This is a genomic window from Cohnella zeiphila (genome assembly GCF_014212055.1).
Taxonomy (GTDB): domain Bacteria; phylum Bacillota; class Bacilli; order Paenibacillales; family Paenibacillaceae; genus Cohnella; species Cohnella zeiphila.
On the sequence record NZ_JACJVO010000023.1, the window covers coordinates 13,349 to 35,290 of the forward strand.

Annotated in this window: 15 protein-coding genes and 2 pseudogenes; 10 read left to right on the forward strand and 7 right to left on the reverse strand. The window is 60.1% G+C overall.

Annotation, left to right across the window (positions count from 1 at the left end; translation table 11 throughout):
• Positions 1-23: 23 nt before the first annotated feature.
• The 5 genes from H7C18_RS18675 to H7C18_RS18695 all read right to left on the reverse strand — a co-directional run bounded on the left by H7C18_RS18675 (position 24) and on the right by H7C18_RS18695 (position 7,061).
• Positions 24-1,628 carry an extracellular solute-binding protein gene (locus H7C18_RS18675; protein ID WP_337913737.1) on the reverse strand — a complete coding sequence of 535 codons (1,605 nt, stop codon included), beginning with the start codon at positions 1,626-1,628 and terminating at the stop codon, positions 24-26.
• Positions 1,629-1,686: 58 nt separating this feature from the next.
• On the reverse strand, positions 1,687-2,547 hold the full coding sequence (locus tag H7C18_RS18680; RefSeq protein WP_185130610.1) for a carbohydrate ABC transporter permease: 861 nt from the start codon (positions 2,545-2,547) through the stop codon (positions 1,687-1,689).
• The gene (locus H7C18_RS18685) at positions 2,541-3,497 is read right to left on the reverse strand and encodes an ABC transporter permease (RefSeq protein ID WP_185130611.1); all 957 of its coding nucleotides are present in this window, start codon (positions 3,495-3,497) and stop codon (positions 2,541-2,543) included. Before H7C18_RS18685 ends, H7C18_RS18680 begins: the two co-directional genes overlap by 7 nt.
• A 196-nt stretch (positions 3,498-3,693) precedes the next feature.
• Positions 3,694-5,463 (reverse strand): sensor histidine kinase, encoded by a 1,770-nt coding sequence (locus tag H7C18_RS18690; RefSeq protein WP_185130612.1) that lies wholly within the window; start codon positions 5,461-5,463, stop codon positions 3,694-3,696.
• Positions 5,460-7,061 carry a response regulator gene (locus H7C18_RS18695; RefSeq protein WP_185130613.1) on the reverse strand — a complete coding sequence of 534 codons (1,602 nt, stop codon included), beginning with the start codon at positions 7,059-7,061 and terminating at the stop codon, positions 5,460-5,462. Before H7C18_RS18695 ends, H7C18_RS18690 begins: the two co-directional genes overlap by 4 nt.
• 203 nt (positions 7,062-7,264) lie before the next feature.
• On the opposite strand from H7C18_RS18695, the pseudogene H7C18_RS18700 reads away from it, so the two are divergent.
• From H7C18_RS18700 to H7C18_RS35220, 9 genes and pseudogenes are all read left to right on the forward strand, one after another.
• A pseudogene (locus tag H7C18_RS18700) lies at positions 7,265-7,567 on the forward strand (CobW family GTP-binding protein); the annotation flags it as partial.
• Between the two features lie 560 nt (positions 7,568-8,127).
• Positions 8,128-9,045, forward strand: a complete 918-nt coding sequence (locus tag H7C18_RS18705) for a LysR family transcriptional regulator (protein WP_185130614.1) — start codon at positions 8,128-8,130, stop codon at positions 9,043-9,045.
• Positions 9,046-9,199: 154 nt separating this feature from the next.
• Positions 9,200-11,488: a 5-methyltetrahydropteroyltriglutamate--homocysteine S-methyltransferase gene (metE, locus tag H7C18_RS18710; RefSeq protein ID WP_185130615.1), complete on the forward strand. Its 2,289-nt coding sequence runs from the start codon at positions 9,200-9,202 to the stop codon at positions 11,486-11,488.
• A 138-nt stretch (positions 11,489-11,626) separates the two neighbouring features.
• Entirely contained in the window at positions 11,627-11,845 is a 219-nt protein-coding gene (locus H7C18_RS18715) for a spore germination protein (protein WP_185130616.1), read from the forward strand.
• A 233-nt stretch (positions 11,846-12,078) separates the two neighbouring features.
• Positions 12,079-13,086, forward strand: a complete 1,008-nt coding sequence (locus H7C18_RS18720) for an ABC transporter substrate-binding protein (RefSeq protein ID WP_185130617.1) — start codon at positions 12,079-12,081, stop codon at positions 13,084-13,086.
• A 121-nt stretch (positions 13,087-13,207) separates the two neighbouring features.
• The gene (locus H7C18_RS35215) at positions 13,208-14,809 is read left to right on the forward strand and encodes a helix-turn-helix domain-containing protein (RefSeq protein WP_185130618.1); all 1,602 of its coding nucleotides are present in this window, start codon (positions 13,208-13,210) and stop codon (positions 14,807-14,809) included.
• Positions 14,751-15,056 carry a helix-turn-helix transcriptional regulator gene (locus H7C18_RS18730; protein ID WP_185130619.1) on the forward strand — a complete coding sequence of 102 codons (306 nt, stop codon included), beginning with the start codon at positions 14,751-14,753 and terminating at the stop codon, positions 15,054-15,056. Before H7C18_RS35215 ends, H7C18_RS18730 begins: the two co-directional genes overlap by 59 nt.
• Before the next feature lie 203 nt (positions 15,057-15,259).
• Entirely contained in the window at positions 15,260-16,255 is a 996-nt protein-coding gene (locus H7C18_RS18735; RefSeq protein WP_238357799.1) for an ABC transporter substrate-binding protein, read from the forward strand.
• Positions 16,256-16,277: 22 nt separating this feature from the next.
• Positions 16,278-16,841, forward strand: a pseudogene (locus tag H7C18_RS35220) (ABC transporter ATP-binding protein); the annotation flags it as partial.
• On the opposite strand, the gene H7C18_RS35225 reads toward H7C18_RS35220, so the two are convergent.
• Complete coding sequence (locus tag H7C18_RS35225; RefSeq protein WP_337913742.1) at positions 16,836-17,621, reverse strand: protein-glutamine gamma-glutamyltransferase; 786 nt, start codon at positions 17,619-17,621, stop codon at positions 16,836-16,838. The pseudogene H7C18_RS35220 and the gene H7C18_RS35225 sit on opposite strands and share 6 nt — an antisense overlap.
• Positions 17,622-17,849: 228 nt before the next feature.
• Between H7C18_RS35225 and H7C18_RS18745 the strand changes: the two genes are divergently transcribed.
• The gene (locus H7C18_RS18745; protein ID WP_185130620.1) at positions 17,850-20,207 is read left to right on the forward strand and encodes a helix-turn-helix domain-containing protein; all 2,358 of its coding nucleotides are present in this window, start codon (positions 17,850-17,852) and stop codon (positions 20,205-20,207) included.
• Between the two features lie 87 nt (positions 20,208-20,294).
• Here the strand turns inward: H7C18_RS18745 and H7C18_RS18750 are convergent, their stop codons facing one another.
• Entirely contained in the window at positions 20,295-21,869 is a 1,575-nt protein-coding gene (locus tag H7C18_RS18750) for an ABC transporter substrate-binding protein (protein ID WP_185130621.1), read from the reverse strand.
• Positions 21,870-21,942: the final 73 nt, after the last annotated feature.

Genomic DNA, 21,942 nt, shown 5'->3' on the forward strand with positions numbered 1-21,942 from the left:
CCCTCCTGTATCCTCATTCCACGTTATTTGCCGTATCCGAGAGCTTGCAGCTGCTTCACCGCATCGTCATAGAACGTTTTGAAGTTCATGCTCGTCTCGAGCTGCTTGAGGAAGGAGTCGTAGTTCGTCAGCGGTTCCTTGCCATAGACGAACTTGACGAATTCCTCTTCGATGAACCTCGTCGCGTCCGCGGGGTTGTAGCCTTCCGGATTCGTGAGGAAGCCGTTCAGGCTCTGCAGGCGCGGCTGGTTGTTGGCGAACTCGATATACTTCGCTTGCGGCGCGAATTTGGTCTGCAGGTAGCTCATCTCCGGGCGGCCGGTGAACTGGTACAGCCAGGTGAAGCCGGTCTCCTTGCTCATCAGATCGGTCGGCACGACTTTGTCGCCGTCCAGGTTGTAGTGGCGGCCCTGGATGCCGAACTGAACGAGCATGGAGCCGTCCTTGCCGGAGACGTAGTTGAGCAGGTCCAGCACTTTTTGCAGCTTCTCCTTATCTTTCTCGAGCGCCTTCGGAATGGCGTAGATGCCGGAGGTGCCGCCGGCGTCGTACGGCCCGTCGTACTGGCCGCCCGGCCCCTTGGGCGGAGCGAGCTGAATCCATTCCGCGTTCGGATTGACCTTCTTGATCTGCTCGGCGAACTGGTCCTTGGACAGGTTCGGCCAGTCGATCCAGATGATGCCGGCCTGGCCTTTGATCGCTTTCTCCTGGTGCTGCAGGCCGGTGTTGGCCATGATCTCCGGGTCGACGCCGCCGGTGTCGATCAGTCCCTTGATGAAGGCGAGCGCGTCCTTCATCGCCGGTTCGTACAGCGAATTGACGAGCTTGCCGTCGTCTTTCACGTAGAACGTGTTCGGATCGCCGACGCCGAAGGCGCCGAAGACGGGGGCGAACGTGCTCAGCTTGCTGCCGGTCAGCCCGATCGTGTCGTTCTTGCCGTTGCCGTCGGGGTCCTGCTTGGCGAACGCCGTTACGACGTTCTTCAATTCGTCGATGGTGGCAGGCGGCTGCAGCCCGAGCTTGTCGAGCCAGTCCTTGCGAATCCAGTAGGTGTTGTACGGAATGTTCGGCGCTTTCGGAATGGCGTAAATTTTATCGTCGATGGTCGTTTTCTTCAGGCTCTCGTCGCCGAGAAACTCCTTCGTCGGACCCAGCTGCTCCATATACGGAGTCAGGTCCAGCAGCAGCCCTTGCTCGGCGAACTGCTTCAGCGTGGCGCGATCGGGCACCTGGAACAAGTCGGGAAAATTGCCGGACGCAAGCCGCACGTTCAGCTGGTTCTTGTAGTCGTCGCCCGAAGCGTATACGGTCAGATTGATGTCGGTCCCGAGCGCTTTGTCCAGCGCTTCTTTGATGAAGTCCTGATCGGGCGTCGGCAGGTTGTTGCCGGTCTCGATAATGTCCAGCTTGACCTTTTTCCCGCTTGCGGCAGAGGCGCTGGCCGAGCCGCTTGCCGAACTGCTCGCCGAACTGCCGGCGCTGCCGCTGGCCTGGGCGGTTCCGGTCCCGGCGCTTCCTCCCGAATTCGTACCGGAATTGTTGCCCCCTCCCGAACCGCAGCCGGCCAGCAGCCCCGGAAGCAGCGCGGCTCCCGCGAGCAGAAGAGTCATTCGTTTCGTCGTTTTCAAGCTTCGATCTCCCCTTTCGAATCTTGGCGAATCTATTGAACCGGCGCTACGCCGTCGTTCAACCTTTGATCGAGCCTAGCAGCATGCCTTTGGTGAAGTGCTTCTGCAGGAACGGATAGACGATGATGATCGGCAGGCTGGCCAGAATGACGGACGCCATCTGCAGCGTCTCGGTCGGCGTCATGTTCTCGGCGTTCTCCAGCGGCTGCTGCGTCTGGATCAGAATTTCCCGGACGATGACCTGCAGCGGGAACAGCATCCGGTCGGACACGTACATGATCGCCTGGAAAAATTCGTTCCAGTGACCGACCGTGTAGAACAGTCCGATCGTCAGCGTGACCGGCACGGACAGCGGCGCCACGATCGTCCACAGGATGCGGAATTCCCGCGCCCCGTCGATCCGCGCCGACTCGAACAGCTCTTCGGGCAAGCTTTCGTAGAAGCTTTTCATAATGAGCACGTTGAAGCTCCAGACGAGGTTCGGCAGGATCATCGCCCAGATGGAATTGAGCAGTCCGAGCTCCTTGACGACGAGGTACGTCGGGATGATGCCGCCGTTGAACAGCAGGGTGAAGACGATCGCCATCAGGAAGAAGCTGCGGCCGGGAAGCTTCCGGCGGCTGAGCGGATATGCGGTCAGCGCGGTGACGACAAGATTGAGCACCGTGCCGATCGCCGTTACGAGAACGGTAACGCCGAACGCCCGCGGCAGGCCGGAATCCGTCAGCAGCTTATGGTACGCGTCGAGCGTGACCGACCGCGGGATCAGGATAAAGCCGCCGTTCTTCAGCACCTCGCTGAAAGGAGTCACCGAGACGGACAGCACGTACAGCAGCGGAAAGACGGCGGACGCCCCGCAGAGCACGAGGATGACGACGGTAACCACGTTGAAAATGCGATCCTGGGAGCTTTTTACCATATGCCTTCCCCCCAAATCCTGGCGATCCGGTTGGAGCCGAGCACGAGCACGAGTCCGATCGCCGCTTTGAACAGGCCGACCGCCGAAGCGAGACTGAAATTGAGCTGCTGCAGGCCGGTGCGGAACACCCACGTGTCGAGAATGTCGGCGACCGGGTAGACCTGAATGTTGTACATGATATAGATCTGCTCGAATCCGGCGTCCAGCAGATGGCCGAGATTCAGAATAAACAGCATGATGATCACGGTGCGGATGCCGGGGAGAGTGACGTGCCAGATCATCCGGAGCCGTCCGGCCCCGTCGGCCCGCGCCGCCTCGTACAGCGTCGGGTCGATGCCGGCGATCGCCGCGAGATAGATGATCGCGCCCCAGCCGAGGTTCTGCCAGATCTCGGAGCTGACAAGAATCGAACGGAAGTAGGAGGTCGACGTCAGGAACGGGATCGTCTCGCCGCCTATGTCCTTGATCCATTGGTTGACCAGTCCGGAAGATTGCGACAGCAGCGCCAGAAGGATTCCGTAAATAATGACCCACGACAGAAAATGGGGCATGTAGGTCAGCGTCTGAATGAGCGACCGGAACCACTTGACGCGGCATTCGTTCAGCAGCAGCGCCATCGCGATGGGAGGCACCATGCCGAACAGAAGCTTGTAGACGCTGATCAGAACGGTGTTGGTCAGCAGCTGGGAGAAATAAGGGGAATGTAAGAACGTCAGAAAATGCTTATTCCACGGATGCGCCCATGCGCTGTGGAGGATGCCGCTCGACATGTTGAAGTCCTTGAAAGCGATGATGACCCCGTACATGGGCAAGTACTTGAACAGGACGTAGTAGATCAGGCCGGGCAGCAGCATGACGTAGAACGCCCGGAAGCGCCACGCGCTTCCGAAGAAGGAGGCCAAGCGCCTCGGCTGCTCGGCGCGGGGTTGTGCGGCAATCGGCATTTCCATCGTTTCACCTCGCAAAGATTCGATGCAAGCGCATTCGTCGGCGCCGGCTTATTCGTAGTATAGCAAGGCTCGAAAGCGCTTCACTATGCAGGAATCTTGCGAAATTGCACATAAAAACGGCAAATTGGCAGCACGGTCTCCCGACAGGAGCCGGTACGGGAAGCCGGCCGTTCGGCGCAGACCGCCGCCTGATCGCTTACGCCCGTTTCTCCGCCGGACGCCGGAACGGAACCGTGATGCAGACGACCGTTCCGGCCCCCGGCGCGCTGCCTACCCGGAGTCCGAAAGGCTTGCCGTAGTAAAGCCGCAGGCGGTCGTGCACGTTGGACATGCCGATGCCGGAGAAGCGTTCGCGGCTGGCGCCGGAGGACGGCTCAGTGAGGACGGTCCGCCGCTTCTCTTGGGGCATGCCGACGCCGTCGTCGCGAACGAAGAAGCGCAGACGCTCGCGGCGCACGGATGCACGGATGCGAATGACGCCGCCCGAGCCGGAGTCGGGAACGATGCCGTGAAAGATCGCGTTTTCGAGAATCGGCTGAAGGGTGAGCTTCAGGATGGAGCCGTCCAGGACGGAAGGGTCGATGTCCTGAACCAGCTTGAATTTGTCCCCGTACCGGATGTTCTGGATCTGCATATACATGGACAGGCCTTCGAGCTCGTCGCGAACCGGCAGGAACGCCGACGTCTTGTCGAAGCTGAACGACAGCACCCCGACGAGCGAGCGGATCGTCTCCCGCACCTCCGTGACCCGGTGCTGTCGCGCAAGCGAGCCGATGCAGGCGAGCGTGTTGTACAGAAAGTGGGGGGCGATCTGGCTCTGGAGCACTTTGAGCTCCAGCTCCTTCTTGCGCGCTTCCATCTGCTTCGTCTCCTGAAGCAGGGCGCGGATCCGTTCCATCATGGCGTTGTAGCTCATCGCTAGCCGCCCGATCTCGTCCTGCCGGGTGACCTGAATGGCGGGGATCACTTCGATGGCGCGTACCCGGTCCATCTTCGCGGACAGCAGGCGGATCGGCCGGGTGAAGTAGCGCGACATCGTGAACGCCATCGCGAACAGAATGACGAGCCAGATCAGCGCGGCGGTCTTGTAATTGTCGAACAACCGGGAGACGTTCTGGTAGAAGTAGTGTTCCTTGATCAGCACGTTCAGGGTCCAGCCGAGCCGGTTCTGGCCGGACTTGATGACGACGAGCCGCCCGGCCGAGCTGTCCAGCTCGCTCGTCGTATGCGGCAGGCCGATCAGCCGGGCGACGAAATCGTCTGGCAGCTCGTCGTGATAGCTGCGGGGCCGCTGCGGCAGAATCGAATTGTCGCGGTCGAACGCGACGATCCGGTCCTGATCGGACGAGATGACATACGTCTCGTAAGCGTTGGAAGTCAGCTCGCTGATCTGCTGGTTCAGCTTGTCGAGATCCAGTTCCAGCACCGCTACGCCGAGCACCCGGCTGCCTTCGAGGATCGGACGGGACAGGGCGACCGTCCGGCCGGACAAGGGGGAGTCGTACGGCTGGCTGACGACGAGCGCGCCGAAGTTCTGCTGCGATCTTCGGTACAAGTCCGGCAGCTCGGGATTGCCCATAATCTCGTAGTTCACCTGCGAGTTGGAGAAAACGCGCCCGTCCGGGCGAATCAGATACAGCGTCTTGACGAACTGGCTGTTGGTGGCCGCAAGAGAGCGAAGGGAGTCGGAGATGTCCTGCTCGCTGCCGCTTGCGATCAGCTTCTTGTCGGCGGAGAGCAGAAGCAGCAGGTTCTTGCTGTTGTCCAGGTAGGAGTCCAGGAACTGGTTCGTGCGCGCGATCAGAAGATTGGAGTCGGCGACCATCTGGCGCTTGAACAGATCGGCGGCGCGGTGGTAATTGTTCCAAGCCAGAAAGCCGAAAAACACGGACGTCGCGACAAACAAAAACAGGAACTGCCTCGTCGCCAGGCTCCAGTTCCTGTACCAGTCGTACAAACGCCTCATGGCTGTTCCTCCGTTTCGCGGGCAGGCTGCGCTTTCTTGAATTCCGAAGGCGCCGCCCCCGTCCGCTCGCGGAACAGGACGGCGAAGTAGCGGTAGCTCGGAATGCCGACCTCCTCGGCGACTTCGTACACCCGGAGCGAGGTGGTCTTCAGAAGGCGGATCGCCCGCTCGATTCGCTTGTCGGTGACGAAGTCGTTGAACGAGAAGCCGGTCTCCTCGCGAAAAAGCCGGCTGAGATAATGCGGGCTCAGTCCAACCTGAGCCGAGACGGCGGCCAGCGTGAGCGGGGCCGCGAGGTTGGCGGCGATGTACGCTTTGGCGTCGGCGATCTCTCTCCGGCAGGCACGGTCTCCGCGCGCCGACTCGACGGCGTGGATGAGCGCCGCGACCAGCTCGCCGAGCGAAGACGCTTCGGCGACCGCGGCCGCCAGCGGCCAATCGGGCGGCTGCGGCCCGTTGTTCCGCAGCCAGCCGCGCAGCCGCTCGGCCGCCAGCGCCCGCAATTGCTCCGGCGGCAGGCGCCTTCGGCGCGCCCAAGCGGCGAACTCTTGGCGGAGGAGCGGCAGCAGCCGCTCCGGGCCGAGCTCCCACGGCTCTTCCCATCGCGCCGCGGGGAGAAGGTTCTCCGCAGCGGCCGCGCGCGGCTCGGCTGCGACCGGCTCGGAGGGAGCGGGGAAGAGGCGGCCCGCCCCGTCGTAGAAGCTGTCCAACGGCTTCCCGAACAGCAGCTTGCGGCAAACCTCCGCGAATTTCGCACCTCCCCGAACGGTCTCCCCGATCGAAGCGAACAGCCGGATGGAGCCGCTGAGGAACGGAAGCCTGCGGTCGAGTTCGCCGTCCAGCGAATCCAGCAGTTTCTCCGCCTCGGATCGAAGCGCTTTCATATCCGTGAAATCGCGTTGGAACAGCAGCAGATACACCTCGTCGCCCGCCGGCTGCCAGAAAAAACCGAAGCGAGGCTCCGCCTGCTCGAGCGCCTCCTCCAGCTCATGCCGGACGAACGAACGGGTCCCGGGCCGCGTCTCGGCGAACAGGGCGAGCGGAGCCGCAGGGAGGCTCGCGCCGCAGAGCTTCAGCAGCTCTTGCTCCGCGTCCCCGGCCGGCCGATCGCCCGCTTTCGCTTCCGGCTCATCGCCGCGAAGCAGCTGCCGGAGCCGCTTGGACGCTTCCCAGCGCAGCTTGCTTCGCTCGCTAAGCCGAAGCAGACCGTTTTGGCGGACGGCTTCCGCCGCGCGGGCCAGCGCCTCGCCGAGCTCGCGTTCCTCCATCGTCACCTTCACCAAATATTGGATGGCGCCAAGCCGGACCGCTTCCTGCGCGTAGGCAAATTCGGTATGGCACGTGAGCAAGATGACTTGCGTTCGCGGCATCTCTTCTTTCAGCCGCCGGAACAGCTCGATGCCGCCCATGACCGGCATCGTGATGTCGGTAATGACGATGTCCGGCTGCAGGGAGCGGCAGAGCCGCATCGCCTCCTCGCCGTTCTCCGCTTCGCCGACCCATTCCGTCCGGTGCGCTTCCCAGGGAAAAAGGCGAAGCTCTTCCCGCAGAGGCAGTTCGTCATCCACGACGAGCACTTTCAACGCTTCCCGATCCATCGCCCGCACCTCCCGAACAGGAGTAAGAGTCGGATTTTTTATAACACGATTCAGCGAGTTCCACAACCCCCGAATCTTTCGATTCGGCAAACCGAACGGCATCGTCCGGAAAAACGCGGTTGACGGATGCATGCGCGGCTGCTATCTTTTGAAAATTGCCGGTAACGGTGCTGAGCGGGTATCCGGGAGCGGGATAAACGACGGTGCTGAACCACGTTCATCCTAACCGGAACGGACTGAAGGCGGCGGTGATCGTCAACGACCTGAGCGAAGTGAATATCGACGCGGAGCTCGTCCGCGAAGGGGGCGGCTTGTCCCGCACGAACGAAACGCTGGTCGAGATGTCGAACGGCTGCATCCGCTGCACGCTGCGCGAGGATTTGCTGCGGGAAGTGGAGCGGCTGGCGCGGGAAGACCGGTTCGACTATATTCTGATCGAATCGACTGGAGTCGGCGAGCCGGTTCCCGTCGCCCAGACGTTCAGCTACGTCGACGAGGAGCTCGGCCGGGCTGGAGAGCGAACTGGACGCCTGCCTGTTGACCGATGCGGAGATGGCGTCCGACTGGAGCCGGTTCGAAGATCCGTTCCCGAAGGTCGGGGGAGAAATCGCCGAATCCGCCTTTTGATAGGAATTGAACGCGTAATTATTACGTTTAGAGAAGGGGTTTTTCTATGCCATTCCAATTGTTGAAAAGTTCCCGTAACCGGAATCTTGACGGTCCGTACGGCTTCGGATAGACTTTGGCAAGAAACGTAACGTTGCGGGATTTATTGCGTTTTGAGACTAAATCGGTTCGAGAAACCGCGTAACGACGGGATTTAATGCGTTTTGAGACTAACTCTGCTTGAAAAGCCGCGTAATGACGGGATTTATTGCGTTTTGAGACTAATTCTGCTTGAAAAGCCGCGTAGCGACGGGATTTATTGCGTTTTGAGACTAATTCTGCTTGAAGAGCCGTGTAACGGCAGAAAATCGCATTCTCGGACTAACTCTGCTGGCGCATCGGAACTTTTCGAAAAATTCGTCGTCTATTTTGGTCAATAGGGAAAAGAGGGGGCGGCGCCGTGACGCTGCAGCAGCTCAAATATGTGATCGAAGTCGCCAACCGGGGCTCCATGAACGAGGCCGCCAAGCGGTTGTTCATCTCCCAGCCGAGCCTCTCCAACGCGATCCGGGAGCTCGAGGAGGAGCTGAGGATCACGATCTTCGAGCGGACGAACAAAGGAATCGCGCTCTCCAAGGCTGGTGCCGAATTTCTCGGGTACGCCCGGCAGGTAATCGAGCAGGCCGAGCTGCTGGAGAATCGGTACTTGAACGCCAAGCCTTCGCCGCAGCATTTTTCGGTATCGACCCAGCATTATGCCTTCGCGGTGAACGCGTTCGTGAAGCTCGTCCGCGAGCACGGCCAAGAGGAGTACGAGCTGGCGCTCCGGGAGACGAAGACGCACGAGATCATTCAGGACGTCCGGAGCCAGCGCAGCGAGATCGGCATTCTGTACGTCAATGAATTCAACGCCAAAGTGATCAATCGGCTGCTGAAGGACGCGAACCTGGCGTTTACGAGCTTGTTCACGGCCAAAGCGCACATCTTCGTCAGCGTCCATAATCCGCTCGCGAAGCAAGCCGTCGCGACGCTCGATCAGCTCCAGGAGTTTCCGTACTTGTATTTCGAGCAGGGAGAGTACAACTCGTTCCATTTCGCCGAAGAGATTCTGAGCACGCTGTCCCATCAGAAAAGCATTCGGGTGAACGACCGCGCGACTTTGTTCAATCTCTTGATCGGGTTGAACGGGTATACGATCTCCACCGGGGTGCTGAGCGCGGACTTGAACGGCAACGAGATCGTTCCGGTGCCGCTCGCCAGCGACGAGACGATCCATGTCGGCTGGATCTGCCATCGGAACGCGGCGCTTTCCAAGCTCGGCGTCGCTTATGTCGAAGCGCTTCAGGAAGCGGTCGCCGTTCCCGGGTCTTCGGTATAGCTATTGGCTATAGCCGGCTATAGCAATTCGGATTTACGCTATAACGAGCGCGATATGCTATCTTTCTGGTATCGATCCAAGCGAACCGTTCCGCGGGTTTTCTAGTCAACGGGCACGCTTGGTCTCGCGATCAGAAGGAAGAGGAGACTGCGCTATGAAAAGCGGAAATCTGGGCTATCCCCGAATTGGGCGGAACCGGGAATGGAAGAAGGCGCTGGAGGCTTGCTGGGCCGGCAAACTGAACGAAGAGGCGCTCCATGCGGAGCTGAAAGCCATTCGGCTGGGCCATTTGAAAAAACAGCGGGAGTTGGGGATCGACATCATTCCGGTGGGCGATTTCACGTACTATGACCATATTCTCGACCTGTCCGCCATGTTCGGCATCATTCCGGCACGGTTCGGCTATAAGGGCGGAGCCGTGGATCTCGCCACCTATTTCGCCGTGGCGCGCGGGAACCGGGAAGCGGCGGCCAGCGAGATGACGAAGTGGTTCAACACGAACTACCATTACATCGTGCCGGAACTGACCGGCGCGCGCCCGGTCCTGACCGGCAACCGTCTTCTTGACGCGTACCGCGAAGCGAAAGCTGAACTGGGCATCGAAGGCCGGCCGGTCCTCGTCGGACCTTACACGTACTTGAAGCTGGCGAAAGGCTACGGCCCGGAAGAGCTTGCCGGTTGGATCGACCGCCTGCTTCCGCTGTATGGGCAAGTGCTGTGCGAGCTGGAAGCCGAAGGCGCGGAATGGGTGCAGATGGACGAGCCGATGCTGGCCGCAACGTCGGATAAAGGCGAGCTGGCCCAAGTCGTCCGCATTTATGAGACGCTGGCGAAGGAGACTCCGAAGCTCAAGCTGATGCTTCAGACGTATTTCGAGTCGGTCGACGCCTATGAGACGGTCGCCTCGCTTCCGGTTCACGGCATCGGACTCGATTTCGTTCACGACGGTGGCCGGAATCTGACGGCGGTACGCACACATGGTTTTCCGGCGGACAAAACGCTCGGCGCCGGCTTGATCGACGGGCGCGCCATCTGGCGGGCCGACCTGAAGATGAAGCTGGACACGCTCGCCGAGCTCGGCGAATTCGTGGCCGCGGACCGCCTTGTGGTGCAGCCGTCTTGCAGCTTGCTGCACGTGCCGGCAAGCGTCGCGGAGGAAACGGCGCTGAAGCCGGAACTGCGCGGAGCGCTTGCCTTCGCCGACGAGAAGCTGGCGGAGCTGGCGCTGCTGGCGAAAGCCGGCCGCTTGGGCGAATCGGCCGTCGCCGCCGAGCTGGACGGCGCGGCTCGCAGCCGAAGGGCCTTGGCGCAATCTCCGTCCCGCAACCGCGCCCAAGTGCAGGCGCAGATCGCGAGTCTGTCTTCGCAGCCCGACCGCCGCGCGGACCTTTTCGAAGCGCGCAAGGAAAAGCAGCGCGAGCGTTGGAACCTGCCGCTTCTGCCGACGACGACGATCGGAAGCTTCCCGCAGACGCCGGAAGTGCGCAGCGCCCGGCAGAAGTGGCGCAAGGGCGAATGGAGCAACGAGCGGTACGATGCGTTCGTCCGCGAGCAAATCCGCCGCTGGATCGGCATCCAGACCGAGCTCGGACTCGACGTGCTCGTTCACGGCGAATTCGAGCGGAACGATATGGTCGAGTTTTTCGGGGAGAAGCTGGAGGGCTTTGCCTTCACGGCGAACGGGTGGGTTCAATCGTACGGCTCGCGCTGCGTGAAGCCGCCGATCATCTACGGAGACGTCGAGCTTCCGGCGCCGATGACAGTCGCGGAGACGGTCTACGCCCAGTCTCTGACGGAGAAGCCGGTGAAGGGAATGCTGACGGGACCGATCACGATCCTGAACTGGTCGTTCGTGCGCGACGACAAGTCCCGCGAAGAGGTTGCCTATCAGATCGCCTTGGCGCTGAGGAGCGAAGTCGAAGCGCTGGAGGCGGCGGGCATCGGCATGATCCAGGTCGACGAACCGGCGCTGCGCGAAGGGCTGCCGCTCAAGCGCGAGCAGTGGCAGGCATACTTGGATTGGGCGGTGCGCGCGTTCCGCATCTCTACCGCCACGGTCCAAAGCGAGACGCAAATCCATACGCACATGTGCTATAGCGAATTCCACGACATCATCGACTCGATCAGCGCGTTGGACGCCGACGTCATCTCGATCGAAACGTCCCGAAGCCACGGAGAGCTCGTATCCAGCTTCGAAGCGTACACGTACGACAAAGGCATCGGCCTCGGCGTCTACGATATTCACAGTCCGCGCGTTCCGAACGCAGAGGAGATGGGCGCGATGATCGACCGCGCTCTGCGCGTGCTCGATCCCGCCCAGTTCTGGATCAATCCGGACTGCGGCCTCAAGACCCGGAAGGACGAAGAGACCATCGACTCTCTCCGCAACATGGTGCAGGCGACGGAACGGGCCCGCGAAAAGTACGCGGCCGGATTGCGCTGACGGCTTCGGATTTCCGCGGATAGACCGGGCTGTTCCGAAACCCGCCGCGGCGAACTTTTCCCACTTTGGAGTGACGGATAGGCGTTCGTCTTCATATCTTGTGTTGAGTGGAAATTCTGAATGACGAGGTACCTGCCGATGCCTTCAATCGTCGGAGCCGTGAAAGTGAACAGTATCAGTCAAGGATCGAACTTTCAAATAGGAGATACGGCATTTATCGTTCTGAACAGCGCCACCAAGAACTACGCGGGGGCAGCCTCGTTCTCTCCGGGCGACGCTTTCGACGAGAGCCAGTCGAATAACCCGCTCAGCCAGACGAATGTAAACGACCCGGACGTCAACGACACTATCGCTTAGTCCCCCGAAGCGGCGGAACCGGAAAGAACGATACCGGACGGTCGTCTCTTGCCGCAAACAACCTTCGTGTACGGAAACGTGCGCGAAGGTTGTTTTTTGTTGCGATGGCGACGATTCGGGCATCATCGTCCATGGCGAATGAGCACGATTCTCTATTTTCAGGAGATGAGAGTTTCGGTATACTTTCAATTGATATTGAGAATCGTTATCAAACAAGGGGGAGTAGGAAAGAAATGAAGCCATTGTTCGCCAGAATCGCCATGCCGGCGTTGATCGCCGTATTCCTGACCTTGCTGCTGTCCGCTTGCGGCGCGAATTCGACGGAGAATTCGCCTGCTTCGTCGAAGGAGGCAACGCGGATTTTCAAAGATTACGAGGGTCATGAGGTTACCATTCCGGCGCATCCGCAGCGAATTCTCGTCGACCAATTCATGGGACATCTGCTGGCCGTCGGGGTCAAGCCGATCGGCGCAACGACGAACCAGCTCAACCAATTCGAGAAGTCTTCCTTTCTGAAGCCGCTCGGACTGACCGGAGGGGTGGAAAATCTGGGCGACGCGACGATCTCGCTGGAGAAGGCGGCCGGCCTGAATCCCGATCTGATCATTCTCCAGGAGAACAATGCCGAGGGAATAAGCAATTACGAGCAATATGCCAAAATCGCGCCGACCGTCGTATTGAGCTACGGCTCCAAAACGATGTTCGACCAGCTGCGGGAGATCGCCGACATCGCCGGCGTTCCGGAGAAGGCGGAGGAGTGGATTGCGCAGTATGAAGAGAAAGCGAAGCAATACCGCGAGCAGCTCGCCGGCGCGATCGACCCGAATACGACATTCACGGTCATGGAAGCTTGGCCGAAGTCGGAGATCATGATCTTCGGCAACTTGTTCGGCCGCGGCACGTTCAGCCTTTACGATTCGCTCGGGCTGAAGGCGCCGCCCAAGGTGCAGGAGGCGGTGATGGACAAGGAGCCTTCCTACCTGAAAGTGTCGCTGGAGACGCTGCCGGACTACGTGGGCGACTACGTGTTCCTGACTGTCTACGATTGGCAGGACGGCGACAACGCCAAGCTGGAGTCGGAGCTCAAGAACGCGCCGGTTTGGCGCAGCTTGCCGGTTGTCAAAGAGGATCGGGTCATTCAAGTCCATGTCGACGACTTCCTTCCCGGCGATCCGATCTCGATCGAGAAGCAGATGGAGACGCAGACGCAGCTGCTGTTGGAGCGTTTCGGCAAAAAATGAGCGAGCGGCCTCAGCGGCGGCTCCGGAAGCCGGCCAACCACCCGGCGGGGATCGCTCCCCGCCGGAGTGGTTGTTTGCATTGAAACGGCGATTCGTTCCATGAAGTCAAGGGGGATTCACGGTGAAAGAACGAAAGAAGATGGAGTCGATGTGGTTCAAGCTTCGATCGGCGGAAAAGGTCCGCTGCGCGGACTGGCGGCATCCTCTGGGCTATCTGGATTCCCATCTGCTGCTTATCAACGTTGACGGGGAGCCGATGGTTGCCGTCGACGGCAACCTGGTCCGGCTTCATCCGGGCAGCGCGTTCGTCGGCTTGCCGGGGCAATTGCTGCAGGCACTTCCTCCTGGGGAGAACGGTGATTTGTATATCCTGAGATTCGATACGATAGAGGAGGACCGCTGCGAAAAGCAGGGCTTGCGGGTGACGGAACGAAGCAGCGCCTTCCCGTTCGCGGGCGAGATCGCGCTGTCCGACGCCGTCCGAACGAACGAAATCTGTCTGCAGGCTGCGATGGATTGGCAATGCGAAGGGACGAGGGAGCGGTTGCGGGCGCAGGCGGCGCTGCTTGAGCTGATCTCCCGCCTCGCCGAGGACGGAGACTCGAAAGCATCGGCTTCCGAAGCGGCGCTATGCCGAACGATCGCTTACATGGAGCGCCATAGCGAGCGGAACATTACGATCGACGAATTGGCCGAAATGGCCGGGCTAAGCCGGTACTACTATATGCGGCTTTTCAAATCGAGCTACGGCATCAGCGCGATGGATTACTTGACGGAACTCCGCATGAACAAGGCCAAGCGCCTGATGGAGCAGTCCAAGCCGAAGCTGCGCGAGATCGCCGGACAAGTCGGCTACGCCGACGAGTTCTATTTTATTCGCAAGTTCAAGCAGCAGATCGGCATTCCGCCGGCCACCTACATTCGCAATCGGAAGCGACGAGTGGCGGCTTACAGCTTTCCCAATATCGGCCAGCTGCTGGCGCTGCAGATCGTTCCGTTCGCCGCGCCGATGGATCACGGGTGGACCGATCTGTACCGGCGAAAATACCGGACCGACATCTCGACGACGCTCAGCCATCATTACGAGTTCAACCTCGCGGCCCTTCGCGATGCCCGTCCCGATTGCATCATCGGCGTCGACGCGTTTCTGCCCCCCGAGGAACAGCAGCGGGTGCGGGAGATCGCGCCCGCGCTGTTCGTACCGTGGCGGACGGACGACTGGCGCGGGCATCTGCGGCGAATATCGGAGTTTCTGGATATGTCCGAAGGAGCGGAAGCGTGGCTGCGCCGATACGACCGTCTGGCCGCGCGGACGCGCGAGCAAGTCCGGCGCTTCGTACGGCAGGAGAAGGTTCTGGTCGTCCAGCGAGGCGAAGACGGCTATCATGTCTACGGCCGCAAAACGGTGGCCGGCGTTCTGTACGAGGATCTGGGCATGACGCCGGCGGGCCGCGCCGCGGCGATCGAGTTCCGCGAGACCGTCGCGCCGGAAGAACTTGCCCGATTCGAAGCCGATCGGATTCTGCTGATGCTTCCGGGCGGCGGAGATCCTCGCGGCGCGCGGGAGCGGCTTGCTTCATCGGAGGAATGGAAGCGAACCGCCGCGTCTCTGGGCGGCAGGGTGACGCCGGTGGAGGCATGGCCATGGTTCGATTATTCGGCGTATGCGCAAGAGAGGTTTCTTTTGGCGGCGCCGGCCATGTTCCGGGCTTTTTCAAATTGACAATGACGATCCGGAGCACTTCTCGCGAATGTTCAAGAAGATAACCGGACAATCGCCGGTCGACTATCTGACCGATCTGCGCATCCGGCAAGCGCAGCGTCTGCTGCGAAGCTCCCCCTTGACGATCAAGGAGATTGCAACCCGGGTCGGGATCGACGATCCTTCCTACCCTCGATCTGTGGGGAAAGATCCGCCGTTCCCGCGTTTGGCAAAGCCATCCCGCGGTACGGCGGGGGCGTGTGCATGAATTGAATGTCCTCCGCTGGCTGGCGTACGACCCCGTCTCGATTCTTCGTCAGGCAGAAGAGATCGCGGAGCTGGCGGACAAGCTCCGGGACGAACGCTCACAATAATCCATCCTTACCGTCATTTGCGTGCATGGCGAAGAAAGGGAACGAGCGGGTACAATATTTAATGATAATAAGAATCAATATCATTTGGAGGTTGAAGATGCGCAGCACAAGAAAAGGCAAACGAATGGAGATGGCGGAGCTTTTTGGGCTCGTGCTGCTGCTGCTGCTTGCGGCTGCGGGCTGCGGACGGCAGTCGGCGGAGCCGGGAACGCCGGAATCGACGGCGGCGGCGGAGCCGCAAACGCGGCTGTTCACCGACGATCTGGGGCGTCAGGTCGAAATTCCGGTTCATCCGCGTCGGGTCGTAACGTCGGAGTTTTCTGCAGAGGCGCTGACCGTCGGCGTTACGCCGATCGGTCTCGGACCCAACGATTTGAAGAACCCGTTTACGCGGGACCGCCTTGCGGGAATCGACAACATCGGAGATCCGCCGGATGCGGAAAAAATATTGGAACTCAAGCCGGACTTGATTCTTTTCTCGCAATTCATGCCGGACATCTATCCGGATGTAATGGAGAAAATCGAGCAGATCGCACCTGTCGTCTACATTTCCTTCCAAGACCCGATTTACGACGTTTTGCCGAAGGTGGCGGATGCTGTGGGGCAGCCGAAGGCGGCGGCGGACTGGATCCAAGGGTACGAAGCTGAACGGACGAAGGCGCAAGAGCGGGTTCGACAGTCGATCGGCGACAAGACGGTGTCGATCTTCCGCATCGAAAAAGGACGTCTCCGCATCTATTTAAGTACCAACTTCGGCGGATATGCGCTGCGATCGGCTCTGGAAGCGAAAGCTCCCGCGGCCGTGCAGGCGGAAATCGACAAGTCGCCGCCCTGGACGAATGCGGTGCAGATCTCTTTGGAGAAGCTGCCGGAATATGCCGGGGACATTCTGCTGCTCGTCGCGGCCGGCGACGACGATTCCCAGGCGGCTTATCGGGAGATTCGGCAGTCGAAGCTTTGGCAGTCGCTTCCGGCGGTGAAGAACGGCATGGTCTATGAGTTGGATACGGCCACATATTACAACGCCGACAATGTTACCGTTCGGGAAACGATGAAGGAGATGGCGGACATGCTGGCGGCCAAGGCTCCATGACGCTGCCTCGGTCGCCGGGCCGGCGTCCGCGCCGGATGCGGAAGATCCGGGCCCGCTGCGGGGAGATATCCGCTTTCGGCAGGTGACATTCGGATACGAGAACGACGCGAAGGTGCCGAAGGGCGTCGATCTGAAGATTCGCGCCGGGGAGACGGTGGCGTTCGTCGGGCCGTCAGGCGCGGGTAAAACGACGCTGTGCAGCCTGCTGCCTCGCTTTTACGAGCCGGAAGCGGGGACGATTACGGTGGACGGAATCGACATCAAGCGGATGAAGCTCGCGATCTTGCGGGGACAGATCGGCATCCTGCAGCAGGACGTCTTCCTGTTCTCGGGAACGATCCGCGAAAACATCGCAAACGGCAAAAAGCAAGCGTCCAAGGAGGACATCTGGGAAGCGTTCATCCGGGATCTGCCGGGTGGCTTGAACACGATCGTCGGCGAGCGTGGCATGAAGCTGTCCGGCGGGCAGAAGCAGCGGCTCGCAATCGCCAGGATCTTCCTTAAAAACCCGCCGATTCTTATTCTGGACGAAGCGACGTCGGCGCTCGACACGGAGACGGAGAAGGCGATCCAGCAGTCGCTAGAGTGCATAGCGCCGGCCGCCGATGCGGGCAAAGATGGCGGGGGGCGCGTCCAGCGCAAAGCGCGACAGAAAGTTGCTGTTCGGAAAGACGACTTCGTTCGTCAGATAAGCCGAGGTCGTGCTGCCTTCCATGCGGCCCCGGTTCAGGCCGTCGATAATCGTTCGGTAAGGGGCGACGCCGAACGGGTGGCCGTAATAGAAGTCGCCGTACATCTTGACGACGTTCTCCCCGCGCCACTCAGGCGTTGCGGGGTTGAACTCGGGATTGTTGAAGTACAGCAGGTCGCCGATGTACTTTTCTTCGGGGGCCGCTTCCCGGGCCGGAAGCAGATTGTCCTGGGTATGCCAGTCGTACAGGAGCAGCCCGGAGAAGAGCCGGTTGAAATCGGCGGGCCGAATCGAATCGAGAATGCCTTTGTAAGCCACGATGACGGTGGCGGTGGCGCACTCGGTGGCGTACATGGGGCCGTTTACGAAAATATCCCGGATCGCGTCCGCAGGCGCGACGCCGTTCCGCAGCTGGAATCCTCCCGCAGGGGTCAGAATCCAGAACTCCCCGTTGCACTGGGCTCGGTCAAAGTTGGCGAACCGCAACCCGCTGCGGCTCATCGCTTCGGCAGCGGCCACGATGGCGGCCCTCAGCTCCATCTCGAACCTTAGCCGCTCAAAGGTCGAATAGCGATACGTGATCGGACTGTTGTTTTTTTGTTCATATGCGATTCTTGCGACCGGAGACCAAGATGCCGTATTGACCGGCATCCCGGCATTGGCAACCGAAATCATGGTCTCACCACCTCCCGAAAGCCTTGTTAGACGGTATGCCGCCGGCCGCGCCGTTATTCGCGTTTTGATGTACACGCTCGATGGCGGGCACCGAATTCGATACGGCGTTGCAGCGGCTTTTTCCCGATTCGGCAACCAATTCGAAGATTGTATAGTAGATGAAGCGCCGGGGAATGTGAGATGCTGGAACCGTTCAGGCAGACCGACTCTCGAACGGGGTGAACCGGCATGCGGATCTGGCAATCTTACAAGTCGAGAAAATATTTGCTGCGCATCGTGCTGTCCGTGACGGTGCTGATCGTCGCCATGCTCTTCTTCGGGTCTCTCGCGCTTCAGATGAACGCCGAACGGAGCGCGGTGCGCATGCAGCAGGAAGCCAGCCGCAAAGTGATGAGCCAGATTCGGTACAACGTCTCCTATATGACGGACGTGCTCAACAATCTGGCGCTGTCCCTCTATATGGATCCGAACATCGAACCTTTGCTGTCGCTTCGCGATCCCGACGAGATGACGGTCATCCGCTCGATGAACACGCTGAAGCAATCCTATCTGTCCTCGTCGTTCCTTCATTCCATTCTGGTCTACAACGGCTACGACGACGTTAACTATGCCGTAGGCGAACTCGGTCCGAACAAGCCGGACGCCGCGATGGCAGACGGCCTGGCGGCGCTGCTGAAGCGCAAGATGAAGCTGCCCCGCATGCGGATGCTTCCGATGCGCTTCGGAGGGACGGAGGGGCCGATCGACTTCTTTTCGCTGGTGCTCTATCAAAATTTCGACTCTGCGAACGACAGCCGGGAGAGCGCGCTGGTCGTCAATATCAAGCCTGAATGGCTGTACGATAATTTGCAGGCGGTCAACGGCTTCGCCGAACCGGACCGGTCGGGCATCTTCATGCTGGATGAGGACGGGAACGTCTTGATGTCGGGAAGCGAAAGGAAGCTGCCGGACCGGGAGGCGCTGCAGGCTGCGCTGAACCGGCAGAATCGGTCATCGGAGGACCCGGAGCCGTTCGGATCGTTCGCTTCCAGGCTGGGGGGCCGGGAACGGCTGCTCGTCTCCTACTTGAACGTGAAGGATACGGGCTGGACGATCGTATCGGTTCAGCCTTACAGCGCGGTGCTCGGGGGCATCCGGGAGATGCGGGTCACATCCTTCTTCGTCATGGGGGCCGTGCTGCTGCTTGCCGTTGCGCTGTCCGTTCTGCTGGGGCATCGGCTCTACAAGCCGGTCGAAAGGCTGGTCCGCCAGATCGGGAGCGAGCCGGGCGAGCCGGCATCCGCCGGCGCCGCGGCGAGCGATGAATTGTCTTTTGCGGCGAACGCATATCGTTCGCTCGTGGAGAAGCTTCAATGGGCGTCCAGCGAGCGGGAGCGGCAGAAGCGAATTGTCCGGAACGATTATTTGCGCACGCTGATCGCCAGCAGCCCCTCGCTGACCGCAGCGGAATTCGCGGATCATATCGCGGGGAACGGACTCGGAATCGACCCCGACGGTCCGTTCCGGCTTGTGCTGATCCGGGCGGACGGACTGGAAGAGCGCCTGCGCGCGGGAAATTTCGGCGATCGTTCGCTCTATCATTTCGCGATTGGCAATATCGCCGAGGAGATCATGCGTCCCGGACGCTTCCGCTGCGAGATCGCCGACATGCGGAGCGATCACTTGGTCATGCTGGTCAGCGGCGGGACGGGGGAGCCGGGAGATCAGGACGATCTGATCCGTCTGCTCCGCCGGATCCAGGAAGTCGTCGATCGTTACTATAAACTGAGCTTGACGATGTCCGTCAGCGACCCCGCCGATGGGCACGAGGCCATCTCGCAGCGGTACGCCGAAGCGATTCGGATCGCCATGTATAAGCTGCTGTTCGGCCATGGCGCGATCGTAACGCCCGGCCGGGTCCGATCCAACGACGGGCAGCTTGAATACGTTTTTCCGGAAGAGGCGGAGAAGAAGCTGGCCGAGAGCGTGCGCGCCAATCGGCTGCAGGACATGGAGAGCGCGGTGGACGACATTCTGAACCGGCTTGCCGTCTATCACTACGACCATATCGTTCACGGAATCCTGCACACGGTCGATCTGATCAAAGCGGCGGTCCGGGACGTGAACCGCAACCGTGTCGTGACGCTGAACGTCGATCTGAGCTCGCTCAGCCGCCAGGTGCTGGAGAAGGAAACGATGGGCGAGATCTCCGCGTTGTTCCGCAGCGTCTGCCGGGACATCTACGAGACGCGATGCCGGTTGGACGGCGAGAAGCATTCGGCGCTGATCGACGCCATCAAGGAAATGATCGAGCTGAACTACCGGGACCGCAATCTGAGCCTGCAGGGGATCGCCGCGATGCTGCATCTGACGCCGGCCTACGTCGGCCGGATGTTCAAGAATAGCGAGCAATTGTCGGTCGGAGAATATTTGAACGAGGTTCGGCTGCAGCGGGCGAGAGGATATTTGGAGACCCGAAGCTTCAGCGTCAAGGAGATCATGGAGCTTGTCGGGTACGTGAACGAGAGCACCTTCTTCAAGCTGTTCAAGAAGTCGTTCGGCGTGACGCCGAAGGAGTACCGGCTGAAGCGGGCGCTGGAACCGTAACGGCGCGCCGGAAACAGGAAGCCGCGGCCCCGGAACGAAAGTTCCCGGCAAGCCGCGGCCTTGACTTTTCATGAGGAGAGAAAGGGCTTATCGGAGGCCTTTGCTCTTCAGGAAGGCGTCCCATTGCGAGGCGACTTCCTGCTCGTACTTCTCCAGACCGGACGCTTTGAGCTTGTTCTCGTATTCCGGCAAAATCTTGCTCGGGTCGACGGCGCCCGTCTCGAGCGCGGTGGCGTATTCATTCTTTACCGCATTGAGGTTCGCGCCCTCGGCCTTTACTTTCTCCTCGCTGAAGCTGAAGCCGTTGCTGACGGGTACGATCGCGTTGTCGTTCAGCTCGATCGTTTTGTCCCAGGTGTCGGGAGCCATTCCGGTCTTCAGGTAGGCGTTGAACTGATTGCCGAATACCCAGTCGCCGTTCGGCGCATAGCCCGAGTTCTCGATCGGCTCGATGAACTGGTCGTCGATCTTCTTGTAGTGCTTGCCTTCGATGCCGTTGCAGATCAAGTTGTACAAATACTTGTCGGTGTTGAGCAGGTTGATCAGCATGAGCGCGCGATCGGGATTTTTGGAGTTCTTGTTGATAACGTGCATCGCGCTGGCGATGCCGGTGAAGTAGCTGTCGGAGATCGGCACGTACACGACGTCGTTCCCGCCGTTGATCGCCTTCTCGCCGACCTCGCCGCCCGGCTTCGACGTGAACTCGATGGATACCGCGACGTTGCCCTTGCTTTTCAGATCGTTGATGTTCTGGAGCACGGGCGCGTCTTTGTTGATATAACCGGCCTGGTACCAGTCGTGCATCGTCTGGTAATACTCCTTCTTGCTCTCCAGCGAATCGATCGTGGGGATCATCGCATACGTCGGATCGTCCTTCTTGTAGCCGATGGCGGCGCCGTCCGGAGCGACGGCGTTCGGATCCACGAACAGGCCGTTGGAGTTCTGGGCGAGCCCGAGCGGCACGACGTCCGGCTCGTTCTCCTTGAGCGTCTTCAGGAACGGCTCGATGTCCTTGTACGAATGGATCGTGCTGACGTCCAGGTTATACTTGTCGATAAAACGCTTCTGGATGATCAGGCTCTTCTGCTTGGCGGCGATCTGATAGATCGGGAAGCCGTACACCTTGCCGTCGGCGGCCTTCATGTCCGGCCAGAACTGATCGGGAATGTTGGCCCGCGCCTCGGGGGCGTCCTTGGCGATCATATCGTCCGTAATTTCCAGGTAAGCGCCTTTATCGATATAAGGCTGATAATTGCCGAGCCATCCTTTGGAGCTCCAAGCGATGTCGAAGTTCTCGTTGGCTGCCAGCATCGCGTTCAGCTTCGGCTCGTATTCGTCGAAGGTGAGCGGTTTCAAATCGACGGTCGCGTTGATTTTCTCCTTCAAATACTTGTTGATCTCGTCGTTGACCAGCTTCTGGTCCGGGCCCGGATTCGCGGCAACCGGATAGAGGAACGTCAGCTTCGCTTCCGGCAGCTCGGACGCCGAAGCGCTTGCGGACGGCTCGACGGACGACGAGGCGGAGGCTGGCTGCGTGCCGACGGCGGAAGGCGACGAAGATGGCTCGGCATTGTTCCCGTTGCCGGAGCAGGCGGACAGAACCGAGATGACGCTAAGAAGCAGGCATGCGAGCAATGCGTTTGCGATTTTTGTTTTTTTCAATTCCGAACCCTCCATTTGGAACGTCTTTTAATAAAATACGGCAAAGCAACGCGCTGCACCTGCTGCGATTAGA